General features: G+C 40.3%; 21 protein-coding genes and 1 riboswitch. Of the genes, 13 read left to right on the top strand and 8 right to left on the bottom strand.

The window, feature by feature from the left end:
* Nucleotides 1-42: 42 nt before the first annotated feature.
* Nucleotides 43-1,047, bottom strand: a complete 1,005-nt coding sequence (gap, locus tag K345_RS0111675) for a type I glyceraldehyde-3-phosphate dehydrogenase (protein ID WP_211227887.1) — start codon at nucleotides 1,045-1,047, stop codon at nucleotides 43-45.
* Nucleotides 1,048-1,113: 66 nt separating this feature from the next.
* Nucleotides 1,114-2,088: a GlxA family transcriptional regulator gene (locus K345_RS0111670; protein WP_028974296.1), complete on the bottom strand. Its 975-nt coding sequence runs from the start codon at nucleotides 2,086-2,088 to the stop codon at nucleotides 1,114-1,116.
* Between the two features lie 65 nt (nucleotides 2,089-2,153).
* On the opposite strand from K345_RS0111670, the gene K345_RS0111665 reads away from it, so the two are divergent.
* The 11 genes from K345_RS0111665 to K345_RS0111615 all read left to right on the top strand — a co-directional run bounded on the left by K345_RS0111665 (nucleotide 2,154) and on the right by K345_RS0111615 (nucleotide 11,537).
* A complete protein-coding gene (locus K345_RS0111665; RefSeq protein WP_028974295.1) occupies nucleotides 2,154-2,765 on the top strand; it encodes a LysE family translocator in 612 nt (203 codons plus the stop codon).
* Nucleotides 2,766-3,665 (top strand): helix-turn-helix transcriptional regulator, encoded by a 900-nt coding sequence (locus K345_RS0111660; protein ID WP_156888387.1) that lies wholly within the window; start codon nucleotides 2,766-2,768, stop codon nucleotides 3,663-3,665.
* A 52-nt stretch (nucleotides 3,666-3,717) separates the two neighbouring features.
* Entirely contained in the window at nucleotides 3,718-4,074 is a 357-nt protein-coding gene (locus tag K345_RS0111655; RefSeq protein WP_028974293.1) for a cupin domain-containing protein, read from the top strand.
* Between the two features lie 78 nt (nucleotides 4,075-4,152).
* Nucleotides 4,153-4,551: a VOC family protein gene (locus K345_RS0111650; RefSeq protein WP_037572119.1), complete on the top strand. Its 399-nt coding sequence runs from the start codon at nucleotides 4,153-4,155 to the stop codon at nucleotides 4,549-4,551.
* 10 nt (nucleotides 4,552-4,561) lie between these two features.
* Complete coding sequence (locus tag K345_RS0111645; RefSeq protein WP_028974291.1) at nucleotides 4,562-5,410, top strand: GNAT family N-acetyltransferase; 849 nt, start codon at nucleotides 4,562-4,564, stop codon at nucleotides 5,408-5,410.
* Between the two features lie 88 nt (nucleotides 5,411-5,498).
* Entirely contained in the window at nucleotides 5,499-6,347 is an 849-nt protein-coding gene (locus tag K345_RS0111640) for a C40 family peptidase (protein WP_028974290.1), read from the top strand.
* Between the two features lie 31 nt (nucleotides 6,348-6,378).
* Complete coding sequence (locus K345_RS0111635; RefSeq protein WP_211227883.1) at nucleotides 6,379-7,815, top strand: L-serine ammonia-lyase; 1,437 nt, start codon at nucleotides 6,379-6,381, stop codon at nucleotides 7,813-7,815.
* Nucleotides 7,816-8,088: 273 nt separating this feature from the next.
* Complete coding sequence (gene modA / locus K345_RS0111630) at nucleotides 8,089-8,874, top strand: molybdate ABC transporter substrate-binding protein (RefSeq protein WP_053228261.1); 786 nt, start codon at nucleotides 8,089-8,091, stop codon at nucleotides 8,872-8,874.
* A 12-nt stretch (nucleotides 8,875-8,886) separates the two neighbouring features.
* Complete coding sequence (gene modB / locus K345_RS0111625; protein ID WP_028974287.1) at nucleotides 8,887-9,585, top strand: molybdate ABC transporter permease subunit; 699 nt, start codon at nucleotides 8,887-8,889, stop codon at nucleotides 9,583-9,585.
* Complete coding sequence (locus K345_RS0111620; protein WP_028974286.1) at nucleotides 9,575-10,639, top strand: molybdenum ABC transporter ATP-binding protein; 1,065 nt, start codon at nucleotides 9,575-9,577, stop codon at nucleotides 10,637-10,639. Before modB ends, K345_RS0111620 begins: the two co-directional genes overlap by 11 nt.
* Complete coding sequence (locus K345_RS0111615; RefSeq protein ID WP_028974285.1) at nucleotides 10,632-11,537, top strand: helix-turn-helix transcriptional regulator; 906 nt, start codon at nucleotides 10,632-10,634, stop codon at nucleotides 11,535-11,537. Before K345_RS0111620 ends, K345_RS0111615 begins: the two co-directional genes overlap by 8 nt.
* Nucleotides 11,538-11,575: 38 nt before the next feature.
* Here K345_RS0111615 and K345_RS0111610 read toward each other — a convergent pair whose 3' ends face one another.
* Genes K345_RS0111610 through K345_RS0111585 form a run of 6 tightly spaced genes read right to left on the bottom strand, consistent with a single transcriptional unit; the run spans nucleotide 11,576 to nucleotide 17,150 of the window.
* Nucleotides 11,576-12,418: a TIGR03943 family putative permease subunit gene (locus K345_RS0111610; RefSeq protein WP_028974284.1), complete on the bottom strand. Its 843-nt coding sequence runs from the start codon at nucleotides 12,416-12,418 to the stop codon at nucleotides 11,576-11,578.
* Nucleotides 12,419-12,427: 9 nt separating this feature from the next.
* Nucleotides 12,428-13,441 carry a permease gene (locus K345_RS0111605; RefSeq protein WP_028974283.1) on the bottom strand — a complete coding sequence of 338 codons (1,014 nt, stop codon included), beginning with the start codon at nucleotides 13,439-13,441 and terminating at the stop codon, nucleotides 12,428-12,430.
* A gap of 55 nt (nucleotides 13,442-13,496) precedes the next feature.
* A complete protein-coding gene (locus K345_RS20895) occupies nucleotides 13,497-14,264 on the bottom strand; it encodes an ABC transporter ATP-binding protein (RefSeq protein ID WP_053228260.1) in 768 nt (255 codons plus the stop codon).
* A 3-nt stretch (nucleotides 14,265-14,267) separates the two neighbouring features.
* Nucleotides 14,268-15,344, bottom strand: a complete 1,077-nt coding sequence (locus K345_RS0111595) for a FecCD family ABC transporter permease (RefSeq protein ID WP_053228259.1) — start codon at nucleotides 15,342-15,344, stop codon at nucleotides 14,268-14,270.
* Nucleotides 15,295-16,335: an ABC transporter substrate-binding protein gene (locus K345_RS0111590; protein ID WP_028974281.1), complete on the bottom strand. Its 1,041-nt coding sequence runs from the start codon at nucleotides 16,333-16,335 to the stop codon at nucleotides 15,295-15,297. Before K345_RS0111590 ends, K345_RS0111595 begins: the two co-directional genes overlap by 50 nt.
* A complete protein-coding gene (locus tag K345_RS0111585; RefSeq protein ID WP_169714807.1) occupies nucleotides 16,335-17,150 on the bottom strand; it encodes a sirohydrochlorin cobaltochelatase in 816 nt (271 codons plus the stop codon). The genes K345_RS0111590 and K345_RS0111585 overlap by 1 nt, the downstream gene beginning before the upstream one ends.
* A 107-nt stretch (nucleotides 17,151-17,257) precedes the next feature.
* Nucleotides 17,258-17,399, bottom strand: a riboswitch (adenosylcobalamin (AdoCbl) riboswitch).
* Nucleotides 17,400-17,480: 81 nt separating this feature from the next.
* Here K345_RS0111585 and K345_RS0111580 point away from each other — a divergent pair.
* Both K345_RS0111580 and K345_RS0111575 read left to right on the top strand, forming a co-directional pair.
* Entirely contained in the window at nucleotides 17,481-18,875 is a 1,395-nt protein-coding gene (locus tag K345_RS0111580) for a cobyrinic acid a,c-diamide synthase CobB (protein ID WP_037572116.1), read from the top strand.
* Between the two features lie 9 nt (nucleotides 18,876-18,884).
* Nucleotides 18,885-19,490 carry a precorrin-8X methylmutase gene (locus K345_RS0111575; protein ID WP_028974278.1) on the top strand — a complete coding sequence of 202 codons (606 nt, stop codon included), beginning with the start codon at nucleotides 18,885-18,887 and terminating at the stop codon, nucleotides 19,488-19,490.
* Nucleotides 19,491-19,492: the final 2 nt, after the last annotated feature.

Raw genomic sequence — 19,492 nt, 5'->3', positions numbered from 1 at the left:
ATCAGAGAAGAAGAGGCGTAGGTGGCCTCTTCTTAACTCCTATTATAATCCTTTGGAAGCTATATAAGCAGATAGGTCTAGTAAGCGGTTAGAAAATCCCCATTCATTGTCGTACCAGGATAAGATTTTTAGAAGCCTTGGTCCGGACATCGTTGTGGATAGGCTATCGATAATCGTTGAGTGATTATTTCCCTGGTGGTCACGGGACACTAGTGGCTTTATATTGTATTCCATAATGCCCTTAAGATCTGAATCAGCTGCTTCTTTAAGTACTTTGTTCACTTCTTCTATGTTTGTATCTCTTTTAACAGTTACTGTTATATCTAGTGCTGATACAACAGGAACGGGCACTCTTAAGGCATAGCCTGTTAATTTGCCGTCTAATTCAGGGATAACCAAACCTATGGCTTTAGCCGCTCCACTGGAGTAGGGGATAATTGATTCTGCTGCTGCCCGTGCTCCTCTGAGATTATTCATTGGTTTATCCAACAAGGCCTGGCTATTGGTGTAGGCATGGGTTGTTAGCATAAGACCATTTTCAATACCAAGCTTATCATTGATGACTTTGACAATAGGAGCCAAAGCATTAGTGGTACAGGATCCATTAGAGACTACCAGGTGTTTTTGGGGATCATATTGGTCATTATTAACACCCATTACAGTGGTTAAATCAGCCCCTTTGGCAGGAGCTGTAATGATAACCCTTTTTGCTCCCCCTTTTGTTATGTGCACTGCTGCTGCTTCTTTACTATTAAAGAAACCAGTGGCTTCCAATACTATATCTACACCATAGTCTGACCAAGGAATGAGGGCAGGATCTTTTTCTGCTATGACATGAATGCTTTTACCATCAACGATAAGAGCCTGATCTGTACTAGACACTTCACCTCTATAGGTTCCTAATACGGTATCATATTCAAAAAGGTGGGCTAAGGTAGCACTATCGGTTAGATCATTAACGGCTACCACTTCCAAATCTGTTCTCTTAAGGGCAGCCCTTAGAACGCTTCTTCCGATTCTTCCGAATCCATTAATTCCAATCTTTATCATTGTGAACTCCTTGTTGAGTTCAATATAAAGAAAAAAAACTATGGCAAAAATGACATTAATAGTTCATATTCTGCCAAAACGATTCCGGTATTCTTTTGGGGTTATTTTGAGATATTTATCAAACAAACGTCTTAAGCTTAGTGGGGTTTCGAAGCCGCAATCAGAAGCGATAATATCAACGGTATCTGTGGATTGCTCTAACTGAACTTTAGCTCTGTCCAGACGAAGCTTCTCTATATATTGCCCCGGAGGTAGTCCTACTTCTTTTTTAAAGGCTCTCGCAAAATGCCTTGGGCTCATATGAACGATGTCTGCGATATCTTCAACCTTCAAGCTTTGGCCTAGATGATCCTGTATATAATCCTGGGCCTTTTTTATAGGACTGTCCATATTAACCTGATGAGTGAGAAGGGTACTAAATTGGGATTGCCCTCCAGGACGTCTTAGGTAGAGCACCAGATATTGGGCTACTTTTTTGGCCAATTCAAAACCATAGTCTTCCTCTACTATCGCCAGGGTGATATCAAATCCAGAGCTGGCGCCTGCTGAGGTCCATATGGATCCATCTTTTACATAGATCGGATCATCTTTTACTGTTACCTCAGGATATTGAGCTAATTGATCCAAGAGCTGCCAATGGGTCGTTGCTTTTTTCCCTTTAAGTAGACCTGCTTCTGCCAGGAGAATAGCTCCGGAACATACTGAGACAATTCTTTTGAAATATTTACGGGAATTTTTAATCCAATCAATGATTTCTGATCTAAAGATTTCTTGCCTGCCACTTCCCGTTACTATAAGGGTATCAAACTGGTTTTCTTTGAGGTCCCATTCCTCAATTGTGGTGTCCGCTAATATCTGATAACCAGCCCGGCCATGAACCAGAGGCTCCGGTTCTGTGCCCATAATGGTAATCTTATACAATTCTTGGCCAGAGTAGTGATTTGCCTGGTGGAATATATCTAGGATACCCGCTCCTTCAAAGAGAAGGCCCTGGGTATTAAGTAGTAGTAAAATACTATGAGACCTATTTTTATTCATGGTCACATAATATAAATATTCTAAGTGGTGGACAAGATGATTATACAGTCGTTATCATTAAGTTTATGATTAGTTGGAGTTTTATTATCACCTCATTTATTGTTGTTGTTATGCCGGGAACTGGTGTTTTATATACACTATCTAAGGGTTTATCTTCTGCTAAAAAAGACACTATTTTGGCTGCAGTAGGATGTACCTTGGGAATCGTTCCCCATTTATTAGCAGGAGTTTTTGGATTAACTGCCCTTTTACATACGAGTGCTTTGTTATTTTCTACCATCAAATATATTGGGGTGGCTTACCTTATCTATTTGGGAATAGGTATGATTCGTAGCAAAGGTTTTAATGTGGACGTGAAGACGAGCTCCCAGTCCTCCCTTGGCATCATAGGGAAAGCGGTTCTTATTAATCTACTCAATCCCAAATTAACTCTGTTCTTTTTGTCCTTTCTTCCTCAGTTTATGGCATCCGATTCATCAAACTATGAGATTCAAATGATGATATTAAGTCTGTTCTTTATGGGCATTACCTTGCTTGTGTTCCTTGTGTATGGTCTTCTGGCTCATTCTTTTAAACAGCTGTTTACAGAATCTTCTCAGCTTATGAATAGAATCCAAAAAGGTTTTGGTCTGTTGTTTTTGGGTCTAGCTGCCAAGTTGGCTTTCGGTAAGGAATAATTGTCCTACAAGCTCGAACGAATGTTCTCTATTCTCACTACTTTACTCAATAATGAACAAGTAACAATCAAAGCTTTGGCAAAGGAATTTGAAGTATCAACTAAGACGATACAAAGAGATATAGAGGCTTTAAACAGAGCGGGTATCCCTCTCTACAGCCAGTTGGGGCGCCATGGTGGGATCAGATTACTGGAGGGGTATTCCTTAGATAGAATATTCCTAAAAAAAGACGAGTTAGAAGATATCTTATCAGGTTTATCTGGACTGGGTTCTGTATTCCCCTCTTCAAAGGGTAATCCCTTAATACAACGTTTTCTAGCAATGGGTGCCCAGAAACAGAGCTCTATAGATATAAATCTAAGTTCCCACTATAAACCTGATATCCAAGATAAATTTAGCCTATTACGACAAAGTATTAAGAATAATCATTTACTTCGTTTTGATTACTTTTCTGGCAAAGGACGTTTGGTAAGATCTGTTGAGCCTTATTTTATCCTATATCGATGGGATGATTGGTATTTGTATGCCTACTGTTTGGGTGCCAATGACTATCGACTTTTTAAAATACGACGTATGTGGGATATTGAAGAAGGAGAGGAACATTTTACTCTCCGCTTAAAGTCTTCTAAAGACCTTAACTTGGAAGAATACTTCACTGAAGAAAATAAGGTTCAAATTATTTTTGATAAGTCCGTTGAATATATTATTGCTGAAGAATTTGGTATCGCTTCCTATAGTGAGTATGATAAGGAGCATATTTTATTCGAAAGGGGATATACTGATTATTCTTTCCTATTACGCTGGGTTTTAGGATTTGGCAGTCATGCACAGGTTGTTCATCCGGTAAAACTCAAACAGGCCATCTGGGAACATTCTGTAAAAATAATGGAAAGAAAGTAGACCATATGTTGTCCCTATTTATCCCTTATTCTGTGTGATAAGGAGATTCACGATGATAATCAAAAAAGAAGATTTAACTATTTTGGAAGCTTTTGGACTTCATGGAGGGACTGGTAAAGCCATATTGAATAAGGTCGTACCTACGGACGATCTTGATTACCCCTTTGGCTTAACGGGACTGATTGAAGTGGAGGCTCATGCTGTTATTGGCACTCATTATCATATTGATAATTATGAACTTTGCCTTGTTGTAGAAGGATCTTTTCAAGTTATAGAAAATCAAGAAGAACAAATTATCCAGAAGGGGGATATGCTCATCACAGGTAAAGGGCAACGCCATTCTTTTAAGAATCTGCAAGGGACTGTGGGGATATTATTTATTGTGAATACAAAGGATCTATGTCATTAGAATAGGGGAATATTTGTATTCCAAAAAAGTAAAGCAAAATTGTGCTCCATTGTGTATCATAAATCTCAAGGAGGCTTTATGAAAATCAAATTTGATCTCATCGGATTATTTGTTGAAGATTTAGAAGCAATGGTAGCTTTTTATCGAGACGTTATCGGTCTTGGTATTAATTGGTCAGGCGAAGGACCATATGCGGAGTTTGTTCATGAAGGAATACGCTTCGCTATGTATGAAAGGGCTCAATTACCAAAGTTATTAGGACAGACTCCTGATTATCCAAAGAAGTTAAATGGTAGTTTTGAATTATCCATTAATGTAGGTCCTTCCCATAATGTTGACGATACCTATAATAGATTTTGTGAAAAAGGTGCTCAGCCCATCTATGCTCCTCGGGATGAACCTTGGAGTATGAGGTCTGCAATGATTGCCGATCCCGAGGGAAACTTAATAGAGATAGCATCAGACTTTTGGATCTAGAGGTTTGTAAATGGAATTTAATAATTTAGCAGACATTGAAGTATCTGTTATTTGGAATGCTTTTAGGGAAGCGTTTAGTCAGTATGAAGTTAAAATACAACTGTCCCTGGAGGATTTCTCTATAATGTTAGAGACAATGAACTACTCTCCACAACATTCTATAGGGTGTATTGATGAGGGAGTTCTAGCTGGTTTTTGTTTAATAGGAATGAGAACTATTAATGGACAGTCCTGCATTTATGATATTGCTACTGGGGTTATTCCTTCCTGGCAAAAAAGACATATTGGATCAAAGCTACTGGACCAATTGATTCTTAATGTTCAATCTTCGCCAATTGACAGGTTTTATTTGGAAGTTCTGGAACATAATATTCCCGCACAAAGATTATACGAGAAGAAGGGATTTAAAAGGACAAGGTTTTTAAGAATCTATAAAACAAGGAATATTGAACCTTGCTCGATAACTGGTGATTTTGTGAGTAATGAAGAGGGCCTTTCCTCTTTTAATACGGAAGAGTTCTGCAGCTATGTACCTACCTGGCAGAATAGCTTTGATACCTTTGAAACAAGAAAGGACTTGTTCCTCTTTCAATATCTTAAGATAGACAATCAGGTTGCAGGCTATTTTATTATTAATAAAGTTAATAAGAGAGTGCTTCAACTAGGTGTATCTCCTGATTACCCCTCTATTTCTGTTGTACAGACACTCTTAAAACGTATTTCTGATTTGTGTAATGGAGAAGAATTCACAATCAGTAATGTTGAGGCCAATTCTTATATGGATAAGCTTTTTCAGGAATTAAATTTAGATAATTATATCAATCAATGGGAGATGGTAAGAGATTTTCCTAAAATATAGCCCCTCATTATTCTACGATTATATATAGATCTTTATCTTGTATATCCTGTAGCATTTATAAGTGAATTAATAATGAGGAAAATAAAATATGATAGAGTTTGAACAGATTAATGACTCCCGTTTATGGTCCCTTGCTGATTATATTGTTTCTGTCCCTTTAGCTGATTTATTTTCAGAAGCTAAAGAAAACGCTGCAAGAGTAGATCAGGTTTGTATGGGGTCTCCTTTGTACCTGTTGGAAGATCATGGAGAATGGCTTTGGCTTAGAACTTACTATGGTTATCCCGGGTGGATTCGGTCAAAGGATATTATCCCGTGTACTCAGGATGAAACGGAAAACCTGGCTATGGTTCTCTCTAGTTATGGAGATGTCCTTAGGGAACCTCATTATGATAGTCCCCTTATAGAATGTCTTCCTGCCAGTTCTTTTATCTTATTAAATGGTGAGAAGAAAGAAGGGTGGCTGGAGGTTCAACTTTTAACAGGTGGTTCTGGCTGGATTCGCACAGATCATATAAAGCAACTATCAGAGCTCACAAGGCCGATGGCGGAAGATGAAAAGCGAAAACAAATTGTAGATAAAGCCTTAGAGTTTAAAGGGGTTCAGTATCGTCAGGGTGGGCGTTCTCTCCAGGGAATGGATGGCTCAGGGCTCTGTTCCCTGGTGTATTTACTAAGTGGTTCTATTATTTATAGAGATGCCGAGTTTAAATACCCCTTTGTTCCTGTTTCCCGAGATGAGTTAAAGCCTGCTGATCTGATCTTTTATTCTGGTTATGTCGCCCTCTATTTGGGCAATAACCATGTCCTTCATGCTTCTGGTCCTTTGGGAGGGGTGGGCATCAATAGTCTAGATCCCAAGGAAAATGATTTTCTTTCTCTTCCTTCACTAACCTCATATGGAACCTTTTTTCATCCAAAGGTGATGATTCTATAGGCAAAACAGGTTCCTAATATTATAGTAAGTCATGAACATACAGAATGACACAATCGCTAGTGTTCTGGAAATCTTTAAGATAGGCATTGGACCCTCTAGTTCTCATACTTTGGGACCTTGGCGTGCCGCTCAGAGATTCCAGAATGATTTAAAGATAAATGATCAGATAGAGGAAGTGGAATCTCTTCAAGTTGACCTTTATGGATCTCTTGCCCTTACTGGTTTAGGCCATGGAACGGATATTGCTGTCCTTATGGGGCTGGTCAACGCAGATCCTGTTACTGTTAATGTGGATGACGTTCAAAGGGTACCCCAGGAGATTCAAATAGGGAAGCAACTTCATCTGGGAGCCGTAAAAAATATAGACTTCGATTTGAATAATGACATAGCTCTTCTCAAGAGTCAGAGTCTTCCTTACCATCCTAATGGGATGATCTTCACTGCTTATGACAAGGATCACAATACCATTAATACCCAAACCTATTATTCCATAGGAGGTGGCTTTGTTGTTCAAGAGGGGGAGCTTCCCCATGATGATGTTGTCAGCGTTCCCTATCCCATAAAGTCTGGTTTGGATGTTCTGGCCCATTGTGACGTGACAGGATTTTCGATTGCTGAAATCGCCCGGGCCAATGAGGCTAGCAGATATCCTCAATTAGACTCTGAACTGGAGAATATATGGTCGGTGATGATTGATTCTGTTTTCCAGGGATGCACAAAAGTAGGAAAGCTGCCCGGTCCATTGGGTGTTGTCAGACATGCCAGATCAATGGTGCAACCTATTATTGGATGCCAAGAGTGCGATCAATCTGTTGAAGGTTGGATTAATCAAATCAAAAAGGCTCCTAAAAGTTTTGATCAGGTTCTCAAGCTAATTAGTGCTTTTGCTATGGCTGTTAATGAGGAAAATGCTTCTTTTGGTCGCATAGTTACTTCACCCACAAATGGATCTTCAGGGGTTATTCCTGCTGTATTATTATATTATATAGCCTTTTCCGGCTTAAAAGTCAGTAACAAAGAGATCAATGATTTCCTTCTTGTTGCGGGAGTTGTGGGGGGAATATTTAAAGATTCCGCCACTATTTCAGCTGCCATGGGAGGGTGTCAAGCTGAGATAGGAGTTTCCTCAGCTATGGCCGCCGCCGCCCTTACAGAGGGAATGGGAGGCAGTCCCCGTCAATCTTTAATGGCTGCCGAAATTGCAATGGAACATCATTTGGGGCTTACTTGTGATCCCATTGGAGGACTCGTTCAGATCCCTTGTATTGAACGGAATAGTATGGGAGCTGTTAAAGCCATAACGGCTGCGCATATGGCCATAAGCAAGGATCCTTCCAAAGCCATTGTGAGTTTGGATAGTGTTATTAAATCTATGTGGGAGACAGCCAAGGATATGAATACGAAATACAAAGAGACTTCTTTAGGTGGTCTTGCTGTGAATGTATCTGTTCGTACTCCTGAATGTTAACCATTCTTATTATCGTCTTATAAGTCAGTCTCTCAGGAGACTGACTTTTTTTATAAGCACACAAGAACAGGACATTAACTCTTCTTTTTTGTCATTTCTTCCTGATTCATTCTTCTTTATCGTCACTTTAAATTACGTTACGTTCTGTTACGTTATGTTATATCACGTCTAAAAGAGGGGGTTATTGGTTATTTCCCTTGATTTTGAAGTAAAAAAACAGTTTGGCATAGTTATTGTAGCTTATTGGACATACTAATTTGAGGAGTGGTTACTATGTACAAAAAACAAAAGGAAGTCCTGGTTACTATAATGTTTTTGGCCTGTTTTTCTGTATTTGCCGGTGGCTCAAAAGAAGCCAGAACAGAGACACAGACCAAATCTATTATAGTGTTTAATGCGGCTAGTACGACGGACATTATTGAAGAACTGGCTGTGTTATATCAGGAAAAGACTGGTATCGAAATCAAATCAAATCCTGCATCCAGTGGGACATTAGCAAAACAAATGGAAAACGGCGCTGAAGTTGATGTTTACATTTCTGCTTCTAAAAAATGGATGGACTATGCTTTGAGTCTTGATGTTATGGCTGAAAGCGACTCTTTTGTCAAAAATCGTCTAGTCCTTATTGCTCCAGAGAATTCTGAGGTCTCAGAAGTTTCTCTGGAAAAGGGTACTGACTTTCCTTCCTTATTTACTGGCTACTTGTCCATGGGTGATCCAGAACATGTCCCTGCTGGTAAATATGCCCTGGAGGCTCTCACTAACTACAACTGGTACACACAGGTAAAAGATCGAATCCTCCCGGGAGCGGATGTACGTGCTGCCTTACGTGTTGTCGAATTGGGGGAAGCTGATTTTGGCATTGTTTATGAAACGGATGCTAAAAAATCAGAAGATGTTAAGATCGTCGGGTACTTTCCTGAAGATTCCCATACCCCTGTGACATACTTTTGTGGTTATTTAAAGGATCGTTCAGAAGCGGCGAAGGGCTTCTATACATTTCTAATGGAATCAGAAGCAGCTAGTGCTGTGTATGCCAAGTATGGTTTCTCAAAGTAGTCTGGTACGCTTATGAATGTATCCCATGTCCTTTCTGCTTTATTGTTGTCTATTAAGGTGGGAATCTTATCTACTGTGTTCAATCTCCCCTTCGCTCTGGCCGTGGTTTATATCATGGCTAGATGGAACTTTAAGGGAAAGACTTTACTTGATGGATTTATTAATCTGCCTCTGGTTATGCCCCCTGTAACCACGGGGTATTTACTTCTGCTCATTCTTGGGAAAAAAGGTTTTATTGGGGCCATCCTTTTTGAGATATTCCATATAAGAATTGCTTTTACTTCTGTGGCTGCTGTGATCGCTTCTATGGTGGTTTCCTTTCCTCTCATAACAAGAAGTATCCGTATCTCCATGGATATGATCGATCCAAAATTAGAAAGGGCGGCTCTAACTTTAGGTGCCAATAGATGGCAGGTCTTCTTTCGGATAACCTTACCTTTGGTTCTACCGGGTATCGTTAATGGTATGATTCTTGGTTTTGCTCGAAGTTTAGGTGAATTTGGAGCCACCATGACCTTCGCAGGGAATATTGAAGGGAAAACACGTACCATTCCTCTAGCTGTCTATGCGTTGCTTCAGATTCCTGGGCGAGACTCGGATGCGGCCATATTAGTTCTTATATCTATTGGGATTTCTTTTTGCTCCCTGTTTTTATCTTCCTATCTTAATAAGCAATTAAAGAATCGAGGAGCTGGTATTTATGAGTCTTGATTTTAGTGTGGAACTACCTAGAAGAGATTTTCTTCTTCACTTGGAAGGACAGTTTGAGGAAGATGTTCTGGGAATTTATGGTCCTTCAGGGGCAGGCAAGACTACCTTCTTCCGTCTTCTGGCTGGTCTTGACCATCCTCAAACGGGGCATATTTATTTGAACGATCGTCCCTTAGTGGATGTTGAGAAAAAGATTTTTGTCCCTCCCTATCAGCGACGGATGGGCGTTGTCTTTCAAGAGAAGTTACTGTTTCCCCATATGAATATAGAGAAGAATCTAACTTTTGGTCAAAAATATACGACCACTAACAGGGTATCTTTGAATAAAGTAGTCGAATTATTAGATCTTGGTCCCTTGCTTAAGTCTATGCCAGTAGAGATCTCAGGGGGAGAACAACAAAGAGTGGCCATAGGAAGAGCTCTTCTTACCTCTCCTGAATTATTACTATTAGATGAACCTTTTAATGCTGTTGATAATACATTACGTCATGTGATTCTTGCTTATCTAAGGCGATTACAAAGGGAGCTTAATATCCCGCTTTTAGTCATCAGTCATGATTTGCCAGATATTCAAAGATTGACTAATCATGTTTATCTCATAAATAAGGGACAGTGTGTAGGGCATGGCTCTGTCTATGAACTCTTTGGCCAGGGGGGATTTTCTCAAGAAGGGCATGAGTTAGTGAATGTCCTTAATTTGGTCGCCTTGACAGAGGAAGCTAAGGATGGTGTTTATAACTGTCTTCTGAAGGACGCCCCTTCAGTAATGATAAAAACTCCCTTTGTGGACAAAAAGGAATTCTCTGTTGTCATACACCCAAGAGAGATTGCCCTTTCTATCCAATTTATTCAGGGTATTTCTATGCAAAATCAGTTGAAAGGTGTCATTACAAGATTCGTTGAGAAAGGTGATGGTGTCTATTGTTTTATTGATGCAGGTGTAACCTTAGCCGCTGAAGTAACTCAAACGGCTATCATAAACATGAATTTAGCTCTCGGTAATGAGGTTTATTGTTTATTCAAAGCCCATTCCTTAAGGACTGAAAATGAGTGATATGTCTTTAACCCCAAAAGAAGTAGCAGAATACTTAAAAATAGCCAAGAATACCGTCTATGAGATGATAAAAAGGGGAGAATTACAGTCTTTTAAGGTGGGAAGGAAGATCCGTATTGATAAGGCTGCCGTTGAAGCTTTAAAACAGAATCAGCCCCCCGTCATAGATCAACAGATAAGGACTCCAGCCGGTTCAGGAGATATTATTATCTGCGGGCAAGATATAATCCTGGATATCCTAACCCGCTGCTTAGAAGCTTATACTCCCTCAATTAGGGCTGTTAGGTCCTATAAGGGCAGCTATAATGGTTTGTTTTCTCTCTATCATGATGAGGTCAATGTTGCTACAGCACATTTATGGGAAGGACATTCTAATACTTATAATCTACCTTATGTTCAGAAAATGCTTCCAGGAATGGATGTCTGTATTGTGCATCTTGTTAAAAGAATCCAGGGCCTGTATGTCAAAAAAGGTAATCCCAAAAATATTACGGACTGGGTAAGCCTACAACAGAAAGGAGTCACTATGGTGAATAGGGAAAAAGGAAGTGGTACTAGGGTGCTTCTTGATGAAAAGCTCAGAATCTTGCAAATTCCCAAGTCAGATATCAGAGGATATGATCGTATAGTGACCTCCCATTCAGCAGCGGCCAGTATGGTCTGTCGGGGAATGGTTGATACAGCTCCCGGTAGTGAAAAGGGTGCTGCCCTGGTCGCTGGTATTGACTTTATTCCCCTCCAGACTGAATCCTACGATATGATCTTTTTCAAAGAACATAAAGATACTTCCCCCTATCAGGCCATCCTGGCCATCTTGAACAATCCAGAATTTCAGGAAGAAATCTCAGGACTAGGGGGCTATGACATTAGCGATATGGGAAAGGTTATCTGGGAATAATATCCTGTCCATACAGTGGGGGATTTCCCTTGAAGTCTCTAAAATACATACTGATTAGAGGGGGCCGGTTGGGCGATTGTCTTGTATTGAGCTATCTTAATGATAGGAAAAGGCATGGTATCCACATCATCAATAGTCAGAGTTCCTTCTATTTCAAACCAACCTTCTTCGGGAAATACAGAATCAGCATCAGGATATTCACAGACTAATCCCACAAGAGAGGCATCGGCTACACAACAAGTTATCGTTAAACGAGACAAGATGAATTGCTCCTTTGTTAGCTCATCTGCTCTCATAACAAAGCCGCTTAACTTGATCCTTTGTCCTTTTTTAGCTTCCGGATCCTCAAAGATACTATACATGGTGTTCATATAGTTAGAAGGTGTTATTTCCAACAGTCCATCTGTATTTACTTGGGGCTGATCAAAATACTGGGAAACCTTGTTTTGTTGTGGTACTGCCGGAATGTTTTGTGTCTGAGTATTGCTATTCAGATACTGATTGACAGAGGCGAGCTGTTCATCAAGGGAAGGGGTCTGGAGACTACTATCTGAAAACACAGTTGTTCCCTGACTAACCTTAACTCCCCGATTTTGGGCAATAGAACTCTGTAGGGAGGCAGGCTCTGTTTGGAAGCCAACAGTGAGGGGTAATACAAAAAGTATTAAGCTATATCTTCTGGGACTGGTCTGGGAGGCAAATATTTTGTTTAACTGGGTAATGGTCAATATACCTAATAGAACAATCGCAATAACCAAATACTTATCCATTCTGGGATGGAGGAATTGGTGACTCACCTGTGTGCTTACCAAAAAGAACAAGTAAATCGCCAGACAGCCTGTAATCAGAATTTTGATTAACTTATCTATATCAATTTTCATTTAATTCTCCTATATCAAATAATTAACAATGATTCCAAAAGCAATGTTCAAGATAAATATGGACGCCATAAGGAAAAGGACATAACCTCGTTTAAACCGTCCTGCTAACATGAGGGTATTTTTTATATCTATCATGGGACCCAGAGTCAGAAAGGATAAGATTGAGCCATAACTGAATTGTCCCATATAGGATCGTGCAATAAATGCGTCCGCTTCCGAACATACCGATAAGACAAAGGCTACTAAAACCATGATAAGGACAGAAAGAATAGGGGTTGCCCCTACGCCGTATAATATGGATCTAGGTAGGTAGGTTTGAAACGCCGCTGAGAGTAAGGCTCCCATTATGAAATATTTACCCACATCAAAAAACTCTTCAAAGGTATGATCTAGGATAGCGCTTAATTTGTTTTCCTTTGAATGGTCATGGCTGTGATTATGTATTTCAAAAGGATTCTCTTTGTTCAGAAGCATTTCTGCTCCTTTCTTGCGGAAGAAGATCATTGTTAATATCCCAATGATATTGGCAATAATCACTCCTCCTATGACACGTAGAAACAACATGGATAAGCTGGTTCTAAAGGCATAATAAGTACTTAATAGAACAAGTGGATTAAGAATTGGTACACTAAGTAATAAGGTCGTAGCGATATAGAGGGGTACCCCTTTTTTCACTAAACGTCCTGTTAAGGGGACAATGGCACATTCGCATATGGGCATAAAGATCCCCATGAAGGAGGCCACAATAATGCCCAGATAAGGATTTTTGGGCAGCATACGTTCAAAGAAATCTTTTGATACTAAGATTTCTATTGCTGATGATAAAAGTGTTCCCAGTAATAAAAAAGGAAGAGCCTCTAAAAATATACTGAGAAATATAGTAAAGAAGGTGTCCAGTTTATATTCACCCTGGGCTACCAGGGTACTGTTAAAAATAATGATCAATATAATAACAGACAAAATTGGTAGGTAAGTTATTAATGATGATCTCTTATGTTCTGAAGTAGATTTCTTATCACTCAATTAAATAGTTCCTTTATATGAATCTATGGAATTATACCATTGATGAGCAGAATAGTTACATATCAATCTCAGGATATAGATAAATCTTCCCCTTATCATCCCTATGTATCTGTCCTTTTATTTGTAAGGCTTCATTCAGATTCTTTTCTGTCAAAACCTCTTCTGGTTTTCCTTCTGCCAGAAGTGCACCCTTCGCTAATATATAGATATGGTCACAATAACGCAGGGCTAGATTGAGATCATGAACAGCCATCACCACAATCTTACCCTGTTCTGCATAGTGCTGGAGTTGTTTCATTAGTAGGAGCTGATGTTTGATATCTAGGTTATTTGTAGGTTCATCGAGATATACATAGGGAGTATCCTGCAGAATTGTTCTTCCTATTACCACTCTCTGTCTTTCTCCACCACTGATCTGGCTCATGGTTCTTGAAGCAATATGATCTAGTTCATATAAGCTTAGAACTGATTTAACCCTATTATGATCATTAGTAGATGGGGTCCATGTAAAATAAGGCTTACGTCCCAGTATTAGATAATCATATACCTGCATGCTTCTATCATAATGACTACGTTGAGGTACATAGGCCCATAATTTGGCTCTCTCTGCCAAGGGAATATCTTTTAATGCTTTGTTGGTATAAAGAATATCTCCCGAGGAAGGTTGACACAGACCACAGAGACTTTTGAGTAAGGTGGACTTTCCAGATCCGTTTTCACCAACGATCCCATACACACCAGGCCGGGATAAATTCATGTTTATCCTCTGAAGGGCCTCAACCTGTTTGTAGTAGATAGATAAGTTCGCCGTCTCTAGCTTCATGAATTAACTCATCCTTCTCTGCATAAGGAGGGATATAAAGAAAGGCACCCCAATAAAGGCTGTTACAACACCAATAGGGAGCTCCATAGGGGCAAACAAGCTTCGTGATAAGGTATCAGACAAACTTAATATCAAAGCTCCCCCTAAGGCAGAACCTGGTATAATAAGACGATAATCTCCACCCATAAGTAATCTGATCATATGAGGGGCTACGAGGCCGATGAATCCGATAACCCCACAAAAACTAATGATAGTTGCCGTTAAAAAAGCGGACAACAAAGCTGTTATAATCATAACGCGCCCAGGGTTGATCCCCAGGGTTTGTGCCACTTCTTCTCCTGAAGAAAGTAAGTTATAACTCCATGACATTTTAATTAAAAAGGGAGTAACCAGTAGCAATACAGCAGACAATAGGCTTACTTTGGTCCAATCAGCGCTCATTAGACTTCCCATTAGCCAAAAGACGATTTGGGCTAACTGGTCGTTGGAGGCCATAAATTGAATAAGAGAAGTTCCCGCTGAGAACAGATACATCATAGATATCCCGCTTAGGATCATGATGGAAGGTTTAAATCCTTTCTTTCTACTCATTACAAGAACAATAGCCAAGGCTCCCAGAGCAAAGAAGAAAGAACAGAATATCATGAAGATATGGTATTCTAAAGCTAAATTAGTCTGGACAAAGTTCTTGAGTAATATAGATAAAGAGGCTCCAAAACCAGCGGCTGATGATATCCCAAGCGTATAAGGACTGGCTAAAGGATTGCGCAGTATCCCCTGCATAGACGCTCCTGCGATGCCTAATCCCATTCCGCTTAATAGGGCTAGCAATACACGAGGTAGACGAATATCCCATATTATATAATGGTGATTAAGATCCACAGAAGGAGGGACAAAAGATTTTCCTGTGAATAGATCTTGAATTATTCCCCATTGATTGAGCAGGACAGATCCCACAGATAAACCTAGTATTAGTGCTAGAAGAACAAGAAAGGCCAGGAGTGGTAATAATAAAAAGTTTTGTTCCCTCTTAAGGGTAACTGTAGATCTCTGCTGTTTGATTGGTAACTCCTGAACCAAATAGAAAGTCCATTACTTCTGCATTATATTGTTCTGGTGACTTATCGGCAAAGGCTTCGGGGTATAACCAGGAAGCTATATAGTAAATAGCCGTTGGATAACGGTCTGTTAGAAATAAATCTGCCTTAATAACAAACACCCTTTCCTGCTGTACTGCTGTTGTTTTTGCAATCCCAGGTCGTCTCATAAGGGAAGAGCGCAGCTCTTTCATTGTCTTAGCACTAAGATCTCCACTTGCCCTGCGAATGATGATATCCGGATCCACATCCACAATATACTCAGGACTAAGAACGGGTACAGAGACTTCCCTGTCTGCTGCTATATTAATGCCTCCCGCCCTATCCAGGTATTGTTGGGAAGTGGATAGTCGGGAATTGGAATGATAGTCTTTACGTAATTCAAAATAAATCTTCCCTTTTCCCTTGTATAAAGATTGCCCCTCATTCACTTTGTCAGCGATGAGTTTGTCCTGTTTTGCCAGGTAGTTAACGATTTCCTTTGCCCTATCCCTGCAATCCAGTAAAGCTCCATATCTGGTAATCATATCTGCTGTCAGAGAGGGAGCGCTCGTTTGTTCTATCAGTACAGATATTCCTAAGCTCTGGAGTTTTGCAATCAGCTCATCTTTGAACATAGCATCTGCCAGAACCACCTGGGGATTCAAGCTTAATATCCTTTCCATATTGGGATGGGCAGAATTCTTTCCTACAACAGGTATTCCTTTTAATGAGGAGGGAAAGGTTGAATAAGAATCACGGCCAACAATTTTATCTGATTGCCCTAAGGACACAATTAAGGAGCTTAGCCCTGAGTTTAAGACTACGATTCTGTCCACAGGGAGTTTAACAGGGACAGTCGATCCTTCTCCGTCTACAAACTGTAGCTGATCTTGGGACTCTGATTCATCCTGTGTTTGTTGTCCTCCTCCAAAGAGAATAAAAGGGCTAAGGAGGATGACTAGTATGAAAGCCGTTGTTTTAAAGGATTCCATTAGAATTCCTTGATGGCTGATTTTGTTTTATCAATGAATATTTTTTGGATAGGAGTTATGCTTGCCAAACCTCCTGTGGCTGTAGCAGGAAGTCCTAGTTGGTTTTTCCAGGAATCCTCTTCTTCCCCCATGACATCATTTGACATATGGTCCCCATAGGTCAGCATGAAAGCAATGAAGCGGACAGCCTTAAAGTCATTCTTTTGGGCCACTTCTTTCACTTCTTCAAACTCTGGATTCCCTTCCATAACGGCCACATAGCTATGGGAATAATGCTCCTTTAGGTAATTATTCATTTGTACGAAGTCTTTGTTATATTCTGGATGTTTTTCATTACCATGAGCACAAATGACAGTGAGTTCATCCTTATCTCCGAATTCTGATTCCAGGGCCTTTATAATCTTTGGCATGTTTTCAGGATAGTAGAGGAGGGGATGAACGTATTTGATATTTAATTCAGAAGAATGAGAAGTCATTACTTGTCTATATTCCGATCCAACCATAAGAAGAAAATTAATGATGACAATATTTTTCTTACCAACCAGACTTAAATCTTCTAGCGTTTGATCAATCTTTCGAATAGGAACTTCACTCGCAAAGAGAGTGGTTTTGCCTTGTTTTAAAAGTTTTTTAACAATAAAGGAAGATGTGAATCCCCATGTCACTTCATTATGGGGAAAGGCTTTTCTCATTGCTATATCAAAGTCTTCAAGATTTTTCTGGCCACTCTCATAGCTACTCCCAAAAGCCGCTATGACAATAACAGGTTTTTCCTTATTGCTTGAAGTATATTTATTGCTTTGACATGAACTCATACCCACTCCTATCAGAAATAATAAGGGAAGCAAATATAAGATAACTGATTTATTCATGGAACTTCCTTTATACGGGACAAGAGACTACCTTAGTCCAAAAAGCGACGGGTAATAACTCTCCTTCCGCGAAGATTGTTATTATTCATTCCCTATAGGTAGCCTGACTTATCACCACAGGGTGACTTACAGTGACGGGATCGCTCCAGATTCTCACTGGATTCCCCTATAATGGAATGTTTGTGTTACCAACACTACTGGATATAAGTAGGATTAGTCTAGGTAGAAAAGAACGATTGACAAAATCTTGATTCCTTTTCTAAGTTAAAAGAGATGGTAGACTCCATAAATAAGAATTATCCCCGTATTGTAATTAGTGCTGACCGCTCTGGTTCCGGAAAAACCCTCCTTAGCACCCTCATCGAAAGGTATTGGCAACGGTCGCTGAAGGTCCAGTCCTTTAAGTGCGGTCCCGACTATATCGACCCCTCTTATCATGCTATGGCCACTGGTAGAAGTTGTGCTAATCTGGATAGTAGATTGATGTCTGGTGAACAAGTTAAAGCTCTCTTTCAAAAACACGCTGAAGGAGCACAACTTAATATTATAGAAGGAGTTATGGGGTTGTACGATGGGGCTGGCTCATTAGATGAAAGGGGAAGCGCGGCTCATATTGCCAAAACCTTAAAAGCCCCGGTTATAGTGATTCTGGATGTCAAATCCATGGCTCGTTCAGCTGGGGCCCTAGCCTTAGGGTATAAAGTCTTTGACCCGGACGTTAATGTAGCAGGTTTTCTCTTAAATCGTGTTGCCAGTACTCGTCATGAAGCTCTCGTCATTAGAGCTGTGGAAAAGGCGACAGGTCTTCCTGTTGTAGGAAGCATACCCGTAAAAAAAGAATTAACCCTTCCTGAAAGGCATCTGGGCTTGATTCCTGCCTGGGAAGATTATGACTATATTCCCCATTATGATGCTTTATTAGAGTTGGTGGAACCTTATATTAATTGGTCTTTGATTAAGGAAATAGCTGAAGGAGCTCCACCTTTAGGTCCTGTTTATGAATCATCACCTGGCCCCCCCAAAACTTATCCTGTCAAAATAGCCTACGCTTTGGATAAGGCTTTTCATTTTTATTATCAGGACAACCTGGATATGTTTGGTCATTTTGGGGCTCAGCTCGTTCCCTTTAGTCCGATGGAAGAGGATGCTCTTCCCCCGGGAATAGATGGTTTATACTTAGGGGGAGGTTATCCGGAAGTTTTTGCCCATCAGTTATCCCAGAATACTAGCATGCGTAGAAGCATTAAGGATTGGGCTCTCAATAACAGACCTATCTGGGGGGAATGCGGTGGATTAATGTACCTTCTGGATAGCCTGGTAACCCAGGAAGGAGAGGAGTATCCCATGGTCGGAGTGTTTCCTGGGCGGACGATTATGAAGAAAGGCCTTCGTGCTTTAGGATATTATACAGGAGAATTAAAAGCAGATTCCTGGATGGGGCCAAAGGGACAATCCCTCACGGGGCATTTGTTCCATTGGTCACAGAGGGAGAATACCACTGAAGAGTTGAATCACATGCTGGATTTAACCAAGGAAGATAGTCCGGAAGTTGTCCCTGATGGCTTGTTTCGCTATCAAACCTGGGCAGGATATTTACATCTGCATTTTGCAACAAATCCCCAGGTGCTGGAAGGTTTTCTTCAAAGTTGCTGGGATCACAAAGAATAAGGAGCATTCATGAATGGCCAAAGTATAACAAATAAAAGTTTTCAGATTATAGAAGATCGTCTAGGTGTTCTCGATGTCACTCCAGAACAAAGGGAAATCATCATAAGAATTGCCCATACGACGGGCGATGTGGAATTTGCCAAGACATTCAATATGACTCATGAAGCCATTATGACTGGTGTGGATGCTATTAAGAGGGGGCGTGCTGTTGTCACTGATGTGGAGATGGTACGAACAGGGATTCGAAAACAGCTCATTCCCCAGAATCAGGTTTTGTGTTTTCTAAATGATCCGGAAGTGGTAGAAGCCGTCAAACATCAGGACACAACCCGTTCCGCACTGGCCATGAGGAAAGCAGGATCCGTTCTTAATGAGGCTGTGGTTGCCATTGGTAATGCTCCTACGGCTCTCTTCACTCTCATGGAAATGATTGATGAAGGTCTGGTAACTCCTTCTTTGATTGTAGGGGTGCCTGTTGGCTTTGTAGGGGCTCTTGAGTCGAAAGTAGAATTATCTCATAAGAACTATACCCATATTACCAATCTTAGTGAGAGAGGCGGCAGTCCCATAGCCGCGGCTATCGTTAATGGTTTGATCGTATTGGCAAACAGGTAAGC

The sequence above is a fragment of the Spirochaeta cellobiosiphila DSM 17781 genome (genome assembly GCF_000426705.1).
Classification (GTDB): domain Bacteria; phylum Spirochaetota; class Spirochaetia; order DSM-17781; family DSM-17781; genus Spirochaeta_E; species Spirochaeta_E cellobiosiphila.
Note: the sequence above shows the minus strand (reverse complement) of the source record. Positions and strands in the feature narration are given on the sequence as shown.